14 protein-coding genes are annotated in these 13,315 nt (G+C 35.7%); 8 read left to right on the plus strand and 6 right to left on the minus strand.

What is annotated here, in order from left to right; genetic code table 11:
• Nucleotides 1-6 precede the first annotated feature (6 nt).
• On the plus strand, nucleotides 7-1,014 hold the full coding sequence (locus ACQUQZ_RS00230) for a PfkB family carbohydrate kinase (RefSeq protein ID WP_435352523.1): 1,008 nt from the start codon (nucleotides 7-9) through the stop codon (nucleotides 1,012-1,014).
• An 83-nt stretch (nucleotides 1,015-1,097) separates the two neighbouring features.
• Nucleotides 1,098-1,769, plus strand: a complete 672-nt coding sequence (locus ACQUQZ_RS00235) for a bifunctional 4-hydroxy-2-oxoglutarate aldolase/2-dehydro-3-deoxy-phosphogluconate aldolase (RefSeq protein ID WP_435352524.1) — start codon at nucleotides 1,098-1,100, stop codon at nucleotides 1,767-1,769.
• Nucleotides 1,770-1,828: 59 nt separating this feature from the next.
• On the opposite strand, the gene ACQUQZ_RS00240 is transcribed toward ACQUQZ_RS00235, so the two are convergent.
• Complete coding sequence (locus ACQUQZ_RS00240; RefSeq protein WP_435352526.1) at nucleotides 1,829-3,304, minus strand: tagaturonate reductase; 1,476 nt, start codon at nucleotides 3,302-3,304, stop codon at nucleotides 1,829-1,831.
• Nucleotides 3,305-3,593: 289 nt separating this feature from the next.
• Here ACQUQZ_RS00240 and ACQUQZ_RS00245 point away from each other — a divergent pair, with 289 nt between their 5' ends.
• From ACQUQZ_RS00245 to gatC, 3 genes are all read left to right on the plus strand, one after another.
• Entirely contained in the window at nucleotides 3,594-4,349 is a 756-nt protein-coding gene (locus ACQUQZ_RS00245) for a TerC family protein (protein WP_435352527.1), read from the plus strand.
• 105 nt (nucleotides 4,350-4,454) lie between these two features.
• A complete protein-coding gene (locus tag ACQUQZ_RS00250; RefSeq protein ID WP_435352528.1) occupies nucleotides 4,455-5,180 on the plus strand; it encodes a lysophospholipid acyltransferase family protein in 726 nt (241 codons plus the stop codon).
• Between the two features lie 123 nt (nucleotides 5,181-5,303).
• A complete protein-coding gene (gatC, locus tag ACQUQZ_RS00255; RefSeq protein ID WP_435352530.1) occupies nucleotides 5,304-5,591 on the plus strand; it encodes an Asp-tRNA(Asn)/Glu-tRNA(Gln) amidotransferase subunit GatC in 288 nt (95 codons plus the stop codon).
• A 118-nt stretch (nucleotides 5,592-5,709) separates the two neighbouring features.
• On the opposite strand, the gene ACQUQZ_RS00260 is transcribed toward gatC, so the two are convergent.
• The 3 genes from ACQUQZ_RS00260 to ACQUQZ_RS00270 form a co-directional block, all read right to left on the minus strand.
• Nucleotides 5,710-6,252: a DUF6962 family protein gene (locus ACQUQZ_RS00260; RefSeq protein ID WP_435352531.1), complete on the minus strand. Its 543-nt coding sequence runs from the start codon at nucleotides 6,250-6,252 to the stop codon at nucleotides 5,710-5,712.
• A 74-nt stretch (nucleotides 6,253-6,326) separates the two neighbouring features.
• On the minus strand, nucleotides 6,327-7,238 hold the full coding sequence (locus tag ACQUQZ_RS00265; protein WP_435352532.1) for an ROK family protein: 912 nt from the start codon (nucleotides 7,236-7,238) through the stop codon (nucleotides 6,327-6,329).
• Nucleotides 7,239-7,389: 151 nt separating this feature from the next.
• The gene (locus ACQUQZ_RS00270) at nucleotides 7,390-8,094 is read right to left on the minus strand and encodes an SDR family oxidoreductase (protein ID WP_435352534.1); all 705 of its coding nucleotides are present in this window, start codon (nucleotides 8,092-8,094) and stop codon (nucleotides 7,390-7,392) included.
• 128 nt (nucleotides 8,095-8,222) lie between these two features.
• Between ACQUQZ_RS00270 and ACQUQZ_RS00275 the strand changes: the two genes are divergently transcribed.
• The 3 genes from ACQUQZ_RS00275 (at nucleotide 8,223) to ACQUQZ_RS00285 (ending at nucleotide 11,249) form a co-directional block, all read left to right on the plus strand.
• Entirely contained in the window at nucleotides 8,223-8,954 is a 732-nt protein-coding gene (locus tag ACQUQZ_RS00275; protein WP_435352535.1) for an MlaE family ABC transporter permease, read from the plus strand.
• Nucleotides 8,955-9,035: 81 nt separating this feature from the next.
• A complete protein-coding gene (locus ACQUQZ_RS00280) occupies nucleotides 9,036-9,806 on the plus strand; it encodes an ABC transporter ATP-binding protein (RefSeq protein ID WP_435352537.1) in 771 nt (256 codons plus the stop codon).
• Nucleotides 9,807-9,962: 156 nt separating this feature from the next.
• Nucleotides 9,963-11,249, plus strand: coding sequence for an aminotransferase class V-fold PLP-dependent enzyme (locus tag ACQUQZ_RS00285; RefSeq protein ID WP_435357623.1), 1,287 nt, complete (start codon nucleotides 9,963-9,965; stop codon nucleotides 11,247-11,249).
• Nucleotides 11,250-11,369: 120 nt separating this feature from the next.
• Here ACQUQZ_RS00285 and ACQUQZ_RS00290 read toward each other — a convergent pair whose 3' ends face one another.
• Together ACQUQZ_RS00290 and ACQUQZ_RS00295 are read right to left on the minus strand one after the other, a co-directional pair.
• A complete protein-coding gene (locus ACQUQZ_RS00290; RefSeq protein WP_435352538.1) occupies nucleotides 11,370-12,554 on the minus strand; it encodes a group I truncated hemoglobin in 1,185 nt (394 codons plus the stop codon).
• Between the two features lie 215 nt (nucleotides 12,555-12,769).
• Nucleotides 12,770-13,198, minus strand: a complete 429-nt coding sequence (locus tag ACQUQZ_RS00295) for a heavy-metal-associated domain-containing protein (protein ID WP_435352539.1) — start codon at nucleotides 13,196-13,198, stop codon at nucleotides 12,770-12,772.
• Nucleotides 13,199-13,315: the final 117 nt, after the last annotated feature.

Below are 13,315 nucleotides of genomic sequence, written 5' to 3' on the forward strand. Positions count from 1 at the left end.
GCAAATATGCCAAAAATAGTAACATTCGGAGAGGTGCTACTTCGCCTTTCGACACCAAATTTTCAGAAAATCGAACAAGCTACTTCTTTCAATGCCACTTTTGGTGGAACAGAGATGAATGTTGGTGCTTCTTTGGTCAAATTTGGCTTTGAGGCTTCTCACGTGACCACGTTTCCCAATAATTTGATGGGACAGAAAGCAAAGGCATTTTTACGACAATTAGATGTTGATACCTCACATGTTATTCTGGAAGGTGATAGAATAGGTGTTTTTTTCTTGGAAACAGGTGCTGTGATGCGTGCAAGTCAAATTGTTTATGATCGTGCCGATTCATCTTTTGCTAATATCAATCCTGATTTGTTTAATTGGGAGGAAATATTGGCTGGAGCAGATTGGTTTCACTGGTGTGGTATTACGCCAGCAATTTCAGAAGGTGCAGCAAAAGCTTGCTTAGAGGCGGTAAAGACGGCAAAAAAATTAGGGATTACCGTTTCGTCAGATATTTATTATCGTAGTAATTTGTGGAAATACGGTAAAACACCACAAGATATATTACCAGAATTGGCGTCCTACTCTGATATTATTTTGGCAAGTCGTAAAAATATTGAAGAAATTTTTGGACTTAAAGTTACGGTCGAAAAAGGAAAGTTTATCGAAGCTTGTAAACTGTTGATGGAAAATTATCCAACAATCAAAAAAGTAATTGATACTGAAAGAATTCAAGTAAGTGCTTCACATAATCAATATAGTGCCAAAATGTGGAATGGCGAAGAGTTGTTAGAGACTGACTTTCAAGATATTACACATATTGTTGATAGAATAGGTACTGGCGATGCTTTCTTGGGTGGATTTATTTATGGGCAAGTGATTTTGCAAGATGATTTGAAATCTTTGCAGTTTGGTGCAGCAGCAGCAGCACTGAAACATACGATAGAAGGTGACCAAAACATGGTAACCGTGACAGAAGTTGAGGCCGTAATGAGCGGTGATAAATCAGGTAGATTGAGAAGATAAATAAATTACGATTTACGAATTTTCTATAGAGAATTTTTCTAATAATCTGAAATCGTAAATCTGAAATCGTAAATTTTAAAAAAATGGCAAGATTTGATAAAAATATAACCTTAGCACAAGTTTCAGCGACGGGTTTAGTACCACTTTTTACACATAATGATTTTGATTTGTGTTTGGGAGTGTTGCGTGCATGCTATCAAGCAGGTGTGCGAGTATTTGAGTTTACAAATCGTACCGAAAACTCATATAATAATTTTGCCGAACTTGTTAAAGTAGCAGAAACTGAAATGCCTGAAATGATTTTAGGAATTGGGACAATCTACGATGCAGATACTGCTCAAAAGTTTATCGAGGTAGGAACAAACTTTATTGTTGCTCCAGTAATGAACCCAGAAGTTGGTAAAGTTTGTCAAGCCGCTGGAATTCCTTGGATGCCTGGGGTAATGACAGTAACTGAAATTTATAATGCCCGTGTAGCTGGTGCTGAGTTTATTAAAATTTTTCCAGGAGATGTATTAGGGGCTGGTTTTGTAAAAGCTCTCAAAAGTGGTCCAATGCCTGATGCACAAATTATGGTGACAGGTGGCGTTTCGCCAACAGACGAAAGCTTAAAACTGTGGTTTGGAGCAGGCACTACTGCTGTGGGTATTGGTTCGCAATTAGTTCCAAAGGATGTTTTGGCTGCTAAAGACTGGTCAAAGGTTACAGAAATCGTTGGTAATGCTTTGCGTATTATTCAATATTTGAAGAAATAGTTTTGTAATACAATTCTCTGAATTGTTCACCTGTAACAATTCAGAGAATTGTGCTACCTTTAAGCATAAACATTCAAAGCCGAAACGACTTCTCTTACGCCAATCACCATCATATTTGATAAATGTGTTGTCACATTTTCAGTAAAATCCTTCAATTTTGTTAAATCTGCTCCCCAAAGTTCTTGGTTAGATAATACTGCTTCTACAACTTTAGTAGCATCATGGGCATCATGGTTTTGCCAAACATCATAGAAATAGGCAGCCGAATCGCATTGAATAGGGTAAGATTCACCGTCTCTTTCACCAAAATATTTGCCATTTTCAACCTTTACCGCTTTCATAAATAGCAAATAAGCAGCAAAACCTCTCGTAAAATACTGCGGAACGGTATTAAATTCTTTGTAGTAATTTAATAACAATGGAATATTACGCATTTGCATTTTCATGGTGTATTGTAACGTAATACTTATCCATTGATGGTCTAAATATGGATTCCTGAATCTATCCAATACATCTCTTCCGTAGCGTTGAGCTACTTTGGCATCTATCTTATATGGTATTGCTGGAGCAATTTCACTCATCATCAAATTTGTAGTGAATTTTTCCATCATATCATCTGCCAAAGCTTCCTTTACAGTTTGAAAACCCGAGAGATAAGCCATTCCACAAAGAAGAGTATGGGTGCCGTTCAACATTCTAAGTTTCAACTCACGAAATTGTTCGATATTTTTTGCAATTTTCACACCGCTATCGGCATTAGCAAAACTCAGAATATCTTTTACTTTTTCGTTACCTTGAATTGCCCATAAACGGTAAGTTTCAGCAACAGCAACTAATTCATCTTCATATCCTAGTGATTTTTGGAGTTCAACCAAAGCATCACCTTTAGGTTTTCCTGGAACAATCCTATCTACCAATGAATTGCAAAAACTATTTTCATTTTCAAGCCATTCTACAAAACGAGCTGGAAGTTGATTATATGCACATAGTTTAAGAACAATCTCTTTTAATTTATCTCCGTTTCCAACGATGAGTTCGGTTGGAATAATTACTACACCATCTTGTTTTGCCTGAAATCTTTCGTATAACCAAGCTGTCAGTTTTGCAGGGAACGAGGTGGGTGGTGATTGGCGAATACTTTCTTCAACATATTGTAAACCAACTTCGGTTGTGTTTGATATGACCACTTCAATATCAGCACTTTGTGCTGTTTCAAGAATAGCGTTCCATTCGCTTTGAGCAGAAAGTACACGACTGATGGCAGAGCAGATAATGTTTTCTTCGGTCGGAACACCTTTGTCGATGCCTCTGACACACAAAGTATATAAATTATCTTGTTCTGTAAAAGCATCAGCTCCACCCGAATCAGTTGATTTTACGACTACAATTCTGCCATTGAAGATCCCTTCTTTATTGGCTTTATCAATAAAATAATCACACAAACCACGAAGCAGAACCCCAGTACCAAATTGGAGAACTTTTTCAGGAAGTTGGAGTGTTGATGTTTCGGTTAGTAAATTTTTGGAGAGTCTCATTAAAAAAACAATATGGATAGATTGAATGTAACAAAAGTAGGTACTTTCTTGACCTTCATCAACTAAAATTTAGTTAAATTATGATACTTTTTTGTGAATTTAAACTTTTTTTAGGACAAAAAGTATTAGTCTTATCTACCCTCTCTTTTTCTTATACTAAAAACAGCAAATTTCGTCACAAAATTTAACGATAGAACCTACTTAATTTTTCCGTTTATCTAATCTGGATTTGGCAGAAAGGCTTAAAAAGGATATTTTTGCTCAATCATTTAAACTTACTAAACCTTCAATGGAACAAATTTTTACAACCGCAGCTTTAACAAGCATCATATCGTTGACACTCTTAGAAATTGTATTGGGGGTGGATAATATTATTTTCGTTTCGATTATTTCTTCAAAACTTCCTCACGCAGACCAAAAAAAGGCTCGAAGAGTTGGACTAATTATGGCAATGTTTATTCGTATTGCCTTGCTATTTGTGTTAGGTTGGATTTTAGGATTACAAACAGATTTATTTAATTTAAAAGACATCGGATTGCCTTTCGATTTAGGTTTTAGTGGGAAAGATATTATATTATTGATGGGTGGTCTTTTCTTGTTGTATAAATCAACTTCTGAAATTCACCAAAAATTAGAAGGACATGAGGAAAATGTGAGTGGCAAAAAGACTGCTTCTAAACTTTCAAAAGCTGTTTTTGATATTGCTATTATTAATATTGTCTTTTCAATTGACTCTATTATTACAGCCATTGGTATGACTGATAATATTATCGTAATGGCAGTTTCTGTTGTACTTTCGACTTTTGCGATGTTGGCTTTTGCTGGAAGTGTAGGCGATTTTGTGGAAAAACACCCAACAATCAAGATGTTAGCTTTATCTTTCCTTGTAATGATTGGTACTTTACTTGTGGCAGAGGCTTTCAAGGTTCATGTGCCTAAAGGTTATGTTTATTTCTCAATGGCATTTTCATTTTTGGTGGAAACACTTAATATCAAAATGCGTAAAAATTCAAAACCAGTTAATTTACACGATGAGATTAAATAATGAGTGAATGAGTGATTGATAGAATGAGTGATTATTAATTTTTTGATTATCAAGAAGTTATCACTGTTAGTTGATTATTGTTCACTATTAATAGAATGGGTTTTTATGAAGGTATTTTCTTGGATATATACTGGTTGGTGTGCTTTTTGGTTTTTGTTGATTTTTTTGCTTTTGTTTCCTATCGTTTTTATTGCGTTGCAACGAGAAGAATGGAAGCCCGTGGCTCATTATTGTAATCGAATTTGGGGAAAAACTTTCTTCTTTTTGGTTGGAATGCCAATAAAAGTGACCTACGAAGTAGAGCTTGATAATAAAAAAGCTTATGTTTTTTGTGCCAATCATTTTAGTTATCTTGATATTGCGATGATGGGCGTGGTTATCAGGAATTTCTTTGCTTTTATGGGGAAAAGTTCAGCAAAAAACATTCCTTTGTTTGGCTATATGTTTGCCAAACTTCATATACAGGTTGATAGAGCAGATAAAAATAGTCGAATAAAAGCACTGACACGCTCCATAAAAGCGTTAAAATCTGGAAGGAGTATCATGATTTTTCCAGAAGGTGGTATTCTTTCAACAGGTATTCCTGAAATGGCACAACCATTCAAAGACGGTGCTTTTTCGATGGCAATTGAAAACCAAGTACCGATTGTTCCGATTTCGCTGTTGGATAATTATAAGGCAATGCCCGATAAACTTATTTCTTGGCATCGTTTACGTGTAATTATTCATAAACCGATTGAAACTATCGGCAAAACAAAGTCAGATATTGATGCTTTGAAAAAACAAGTTTATGAAATAATTCAACCAACATTGAATCAATACAAAGATTAATAACCCTACAATTTTTAAGTTGGAGGTGACAGTTTAAAAACCTAAAATAATAGAATAAATTTATTTTCTTAAAAGCAAAAAAGATGCTATCGACCACTGTCAATAGTTTATCGACTAACAAATATGGAAATTGACAAAAAAACAGTTGAAAAGATGGCACATTTAGCACGTTTAGAACTGAGCGAGCAAGAAAGTGTAAAAATGGTAGAAGATTTATCAAAAATCTTGAATTGGATGGATCAATTAAAGGAACTTGATACGACTCATGTGCAGCCCCTCACACACATGAGTGAGGAGGTAAATGTTTTTAGAGAAGATATTGCAAAAAATGAGCTTTCAAGAGAAAAAGGTTTGAAAAATGCTCCAAGCCAGAATGGTGAATATTTTCAAGTACCTAAAGTTATAGAATAAAAGGCTAAAACCTGTAAGGATTGCGAATCGTCGAACCGTTTCAAATCCCTGCAGGTTTTTTTATGGTGCTACGCAATTTGATGTTTTGAGGCTCTGCCGAAACAAAATAAACTAATAGCTAATAAATAATGATAGACATCAGTTGGATAAGAATCGTATTAGGCATAAAGCTTTTGTTATAGGTAGCTAAAACTAAGGACAAAACAGCTAAAACCATCCAAGAACCTACTGCCGAACGACCTTTGATTAATCCAAAAATACCAATCAATAAAACCAAAGGAATCGCAATCATTGATACATATTGCAATACTTTGAGATTGTTGGTAAATTGTACAAAAGCAAAAACCACAAAACCAATAGCTATAATAAGATAAGCAATATTTTTTTCGACAGGTTTGCTTAGTACTAAATAGATACTAACTAAAACCAAGCAAAACGCCCCAACAGTGCCTGCTAAATGTTGAAAAAACTCAGAAATAGGAATGGCTTGAGAATAACCTAAAAAGCGAATAACTCCGAAAAAAGCAGCAGCTGTAACTGACAAAATGAATGCTTCCCAAAGTAAACAAGTTGCTAATTCAAGTTTAAGTAAATATTTGAAAAATACAAAAGCTCCGACGAGTGTCAGCACGGCGTCGGAGATAACATGGGAGAGTTCCATTTGTTTAAAGGCTTAGAGTTGAGTAAAATATCTTCGAGAAATATTCTCAAATCCTGTATCTGAAATCTCGCATCTCAAAAACACAAACTGGCTGCACCCAATAAGCCTGCATCATTTCCAAGCGTAGCTTTTTTGATGATTAGCGTATTTAAGTAGTAAGGTGTCAACCAATATTCTAATTGTTTATTGATGGCAGGCATGATATAGTCAAAAGAAGCTGAAAGACCACCACCAACTAAAATAGTTGTAATATCTAAAATTCGAATCATCGAAACCAAGGCATTGCCTAACATTTCGCCAACTTCATCAAATATTTTTTGAGCTAATTCATCACCTTCTGCTGCTGCTGCTACCAAACCTGTTGTCGAAATAGTACCATCATCAGGGAGTTGCGTTTTGCCAGTATATGATTTTCTCATCGAATTGGCTAAGTCAAGCAATTCATTTTTGCCAATATTTCTTTCTAAAACTTTACCATTTTTAGAAGGAACATGGCCTGGTTCCATGGCATTTCCGCCACCGCCTTTGAATACTTGTTTGTCAATAATGGCTGCACCACCCACGCCAGTTCCAAGCGTAACCATGATATAATCTTCTGGAATCGAATCGTCTTCACCAAAATAATACTCGCCTAAAGCAGCAGCGTTTGCATCATTTTCTAAGAAGAAATCGCATTTTGGGAAGCGTTCCTTTAAATAAGGAATAATTGGTGTGCCGTTGATTTCAGGAATTGCCGTAATCTCCACAAGCGTTGAGCGGTCACGGGTAATAAGTCCAGGAACACCAATACCACATTTTTCGACATTTTTGTTTTCAATTAACTGAATTGAAATAGCATCGCCCAGGCGTTCAACAAAATGCCCTGATTTTCGCCAACTTGCGGTATCGTGGCTATAAAAATTTGAAAGCTTACCTGTTTGGGCTTCAACAATGCCCATTTTGACGTTTGTGCCGCCCACATCAATTCCTAAGTATTCGGTTGCCATTTAGCGTAAAATTATAGTTTTTAATAGGTCAAATATAAATGTTTTTCAGGAATTAGGAATTAGGTTTGTAGGAATTAGTCTAATTATTTTCTTTAAATGGGTTTTTAACTCGCAAATCTAATTTCTAAAACCTACTTCCTAAGAGCTAAAATCAAATATCTCCTTCTTGTGGTCGCATAACAATATCTTCAATAACGGCATTTTTTGAAAGAGAAAAGGCACTCCAAATGGTTTGAGCAACGTCTGTTACTGTCATAAACCTTTCTTTTGGAATTCCAGCTCCAGCCCAACTATCGGTATATACAGCCCCGGGCATAATTGAAGTTACTTTTACACCAAAAGCCTTCATTTCTTCACGTAAAACTTTGCTGAATCCTAACAAAGCAAACTTTGAAATGCTATATGAACCACCATTAGGATAAGCTTTTAAACTTGCTACTGAACAAATATTAAATATATGACCGCTTTTTTGTTCAATCATTTTTGGCGTTAAACCACGAGTAAGATAATAAGCACTATATAGATTAGTTTCGATGAGTTGTTCTAAAATACCATCGGCCTCTTCGTGTACATTTCCTGGAATGAAAGCACCTGCATTATTGACTAAAACCCCAATTTCTTGATTGAGGGAAAGAATAAAATCTGTAAAAGCAAAAACTTGAGTTTTTATTGATAAATCTGCTTGCTTAATAAAGCATTTTACAGCATATTTTTTTTCGATAAATACTTTTAAATCAAGTAAATCTGCTTCTTTTCGAGCAGAAACTACTACGTCAAAACCATTCTGAGCAAATATCTCCACTATTGCTTTACCTATGCCTCTTGTTCCGCCAGAAACTATCGCTAATTTTTGCATGATTATTGTTTAATCTATTTTATTGATTCAATATCGAGGCTTATTTTGTGAAAAACCTTCAATCTTGAACCTTCAACCTTGAACAAATCGTTATCTTTGCAAATAACGCAAATTTTTAGGCAAAAACTATGTTATCAGTCGTAGGAAGATATTTTATATTTCTCGGGAAATTGTTTACCCGACGTGAAACTTTCAAAGTTTATTGGGAGCGATTTATAGATGAATGTATAGGCATTGGTGTCAGTTCAGTCTTTATTGTAGCAATTGTAGCCGTTTTTATTGGTGCGGTGGTTTGTGTACAAACAAAGGCGAACTTGGTTAGCCCGTTTGTGCCAGTATATATTGTAAGTAATATTGTACGTGATATGACTTTGCTTGAACTGTCATCAACATTTATGTGTGTGGTTTTGGCAGGAAAAGTTGGCTCAAATATCGCAGGAGAATTAGGTACAATGAAGATAACAGAGCAAATTGATGCCCTTGAAGTGATGGGAATCAATTCAGCATCTTATATGGTTTTACCTAAGTTATTAGCTGCGGTTTTTACATTTCCTTTATTAGCTATTATTTCAGGTTTTTTAGGAATTTTGGGAGGCTACTTAGCGGGTACACTTTCGGGCATTATTACTCCCGAAGATTATATTTATGGGATTCGTTTTTCATTTATTCCATTCAATGTCTTTATTGCCATTATTAAAGCCATTGTTTTTGGTTTTTTAATTTCAACTATTTCTGCCTTTCAAGGCTATAATACACGTGGTGGAGCTTTGGAAGTTGGGCAAGCCAGTACGTCAGCAGTAACAAATAGCTGTATTGCCGTCTTGATAGCTGATTATCTTTTAGCAGAGCTGTTAACCTAATTTTAAATGAGCCAATGATAATGAGTAAATGCAAAGCCATTTTTCATTATCCATTATCCATTTTTCATTAAAATTCTTAAAATGATTGAAATAAAAAATATATCAAAATCTTTTGATGGCCGTCAAGTTTTAGACAATGTGAGTGGCATTTTCAAAAAAGGAGAAACAAGTTTAGTTATCGGAGCAAGTGGTACAGGAAAAAGCGTTCTCTTGAAATGTATGCTTGATTTGGTGCGTCCAGAAACAGGGGCAACACTTTATGATGGCCGAGATTTTTATATTGGTGAGGAAGATGATAAAAAGGATATTCGCCGAGAAATGGGCGTTCTTTTTCAAGGTGGAGCATTATTTGACTCGAAAACAGTTCACCAAAATATCCAATTCCCTTTAGATATGCTCACCACAATGGGTGAAGGAGAAAAAAAAGACCGTGTAGAATTTTGCTTACATCGAGTTGGCTTGGATGGAACAGGAAGTAGAATGCCATCAGAGATTTCGGGCGGAATGAAAAAACGTGTAGGTATTGCCCGAGCTATCGTAATGAATCCAAAATATTTGTTTTGTGATGAACCAAACTCTGGTCTTGACCCTCTGACTTCTATCAAAATAGATGAGTTAATCAAAGAAATTACAGATGAATTTAATATTACGACGGTTGTTATTACACATGATATGAATTCTGTACTTTCAATCGGCGATTATATAATGTTTTTATATAAAGGAAAAAAAGTATGGGAAGGCAATAGTCAAACAATTTTAGGCGAGACCGTTCCTGAATTAGAAGAATTTGTATTTTGTAATAAAGCTCTTAGCTTGATGCGAGCGAAGGGGGGTACAAATAAAAAGGCTTAGAAAATCATTTTCTAAGCCTTTTTATTTACCGAGAAATCTTTAAAATTAGAAAAAACTTTAACAAAAATTGAAAAGACTAATATTTTGGGGCCATACAAAACGCTACAAAAATATTTTTTATATCTTCGTAGAAGCATCAATCAAACTACAAACCCTATGCCTTCTCGCCGTAACTTTTTAAGCAAAGCCGCCTTTGTAGCTGGCTCTTCGTTGATTCCAACATTGAAAGCATTTTCGATGGATGATTTATTGAAAATCGAACATTTAGGTCGAAATAAAACTGCTTTTGAACTCGCAATCGATGAAGATTATTGGTGGCAGATTCAGCAAGCTTATACTGTTTCTCCGCAAATTATCAACTTAAATAATGGTGGCGTAAGCCCTTCGCCTTCTGTTGTGCAGAATGCTGTTGAACGCTACAATAAACTCGCCAACGAAGCACCAAGCTATTATATGTGGCGAATATTAGATCAAGGGCGAGAACCTTTGCGTGAAAATTTAGCAAAATACTCAGGCGTATCTCCCGAAGAAATTGCTATTAATCGTAATGCTACTGAGGCTCTTGATACTGTAATTATGGGTTTGCCTTTGCAAAAAGGCGACGAAATTATCATGTCTCGCTACGATTACCCTAATATGCTTCATGCTTGGAGACAAAGAGAACTAAGAGAAGGGTTGAAAATAAACTATGTTGAACTTGATTTACCTGCGGAAGATAATGACCTGATATTGAAAAAGTATGTTGAACAAATGACTCCACGTACGAAAGTTGTTCATATCACTCATATTATTAATTGGAACGGACAGATTTTGCCTGCCAAACGTATTGCAGAAGAGGCTCATAAACGGGGTATTGAAGTTTTGGTTGATGGAGCTCATTCGTTTGCTCATTTAGAATATAAAATTACAGATTTAGATTGCGATTATTTTGGCACGAGTTTGCATAAATGGCTTTCAGCTCCCATCGGTTCGGGAATGCTTTGGGTAAAAAAAGAGAAAATCAGCAAAGTTTTTCCATTGATTCCCAATGATAAACCTAATTCGGATAATATTCGCAAGTTTGAAAACCTCGGTACTCGTCCCTTTATGATTGAGCAAGCCATTGGACAAGCACTTAATTTTCAGCTCGCTATCGGGAATGCTCGAAAAGAAGCACGTTTACGCTTCTTGAAAGATTATTGGGCAAAAGAGGCGGAGAAAATGCCAAAAATAAAGATGAATACTTCGCTAAAGCCAGAGTTTTCGGGAGCGTTGGCTCATTTTGGTGTGGAAGGCTTAGATGCAGGAAAGATAGAAAACGAGTTGTTTTCAAAATACAAAATTCATACCTCGCCTATTAAATGGGAGAAATTGGATGGTGTGCGAGTTACGCCACATGTTTATACATCTTTACGAGATTTAGACAGATTATTGGAGGGTGTCCAGTACTTATCTAAACTATAAATAATTGAAAGTTAGTTGTTTTTTATTATTGGAGCTTTTCATCTTGAAATATATAAATAAGGGCGAAAAACTTTCGCCCTTATTTGTATAAAACTCATACTTTAATTACATATTTTTAAATTATTGCCCCACAATATCGGCTTTCATACCACCTAAAGCAGTCAATAATTCTATTTTGGCTTTCGACTGAACATTGTATTTCACCAATGAAGCAGTTAAATCTTGAACCAAAGCATTGAAATGAGCTTCGCTGATATTCATGCCTTTGTGAGCTGCTTTCATTGATAAACCCGTGTATTTTTCAGTTCCGCCAGAAGCTGCTCCAACTTGATTGATCAAATTATTACGTAATCTCATTAAACGAGCAGGGTCAGCCGCAGCTGCAGCAAAGAAGGAGTTAATACGAGTATCTGCAGCAACTTTACCAATGAAGTCATCAATTACAGCGGAGATACCTGCATTCATGCCCAAGCGTGCGTAAAGTGGTGTATTACCCTCTACAATGTCGCCTTTCATCGCTGCCAAAGCACCTAATAATTGACTTTTAGGTTTTGGTAAAACTTTAAATTTATCTAATGATTTTACTAAGTCTTCCACCAAAGCATTAAAATCAGCTTCGCTAACTCCCATTCCTTTATGTGCTGTTTTCATGTCAAGACCCGTGTATTTTTCAGTTCCACCAGTAGCCATACCCACTTGATTAATCAAATTATTACGTAATTTCATCAAACGAGCTGGGTCGGCAGCAGCATCTGCGAAAAATGCGTTAATTCTTGCATCTCCCGCAACGTTTGTAATAAATTGGTCAATTACAGCCGAAATAGCAGCATTCCCGCCTAATTGAGCGTACAATGAAGCACTTGGCTCAACGATGTCATTTTTCATTCCGCCTAATGCAGTCAATAGTTCATTTTTCTCAGTCATTGGCACACTGAATTTATCCAAAGATTTTGATAAATCATCAACCAAAGCATTGAAATCTGCTTCTTGAATGTTCATGCCTTTATGAGCCGTTTTCATGTCAAGACCAGTATAAACCTCAGGCCCACCAGTAGCAGCACCAACTTGATTTACCAAGTTATCACGCAATTTTTTCAAACGAGCAGGGTCAGCAGCGGCATCAGCAAAGAAGATATTGATACGAGTATCAGCAGCCACATTTGCGATAAATTGGTCAATTACGCCTTGTATGGCAGCATTTCCCCCCAGACGAACATACAAAGACTTTGGTGGTTCTTCCTCAGTCTTTTTGCAAGCAGTAAAGAACAACGCTCCCGCAAGCAATAAATAGACACTTTTTTTCATGATGAAAAATTGATTATAGTTAAAAAAATAAAAAATGAACACGTAATGCACTGATAATCAGTGGTCTAAAGATTTTTTAGGCAAAAAAATACCTTCTCGCAAAAATCGTTGTTTGCGAATTATTTAATAGAAAAAAATTCTTGTGAATATAAAATGCTGTATTTCAAGCATTGACGAAGTAGGGCAAAAGCAGAAAGTTTTTATAAAAAAACTTCTTATCTTAAACAAAGTGTTTGCTTCATATTAGTAAAAAAGTCAATGTATTCCATCGGAATGGGGCATTTGGGCCCTTCCATTTTGGCAAAATTGATTTTTGAAGCAATATAATTTTTTTGTTGAACAACAGCTTTCAAAGCATCTTCCGAAACTTGGTCGTCGTAATATGTAACGCTTACAGTCTTGAATTCTGGGTTTACTGTACAAGCGGTTACACCAAGCACAGCACTTAATTTGTTAGAGATTAAGGTACTATCTGCGGCGTCAACTTGTTTGTCAAGGTCGAAAACGGCGAGATGAATTGGTTTGAGATCAAGTTTTTGAGAAAGAGGTGGCTCTTCCCAGTTTGCCCAAACAAGCATTGATACAAAGAAAGTCAAGGTTAGAAAACCTATAGCTTTGGCGGATTTGAGGAGAATAGTTTTCATTGTTGTAAAATTTTGATTTGCTGTCTATCAGCATTTACGAGCAAACTGAAAACTTGGATTTATTTTTTTAGAAAGTTTTTTTAAACAAAAAGCAAGTCTCAACGACTTGCTTTTTGT

Origin of the sequence: Emticicia sp. SJ17W-69, from assembly GCF_051209875.1 — a bacterium.
GTDB lineage: Bacteria > Bacteroidota > Bacteroidia > Cytophagales > Spirosomataceae > Emticicia.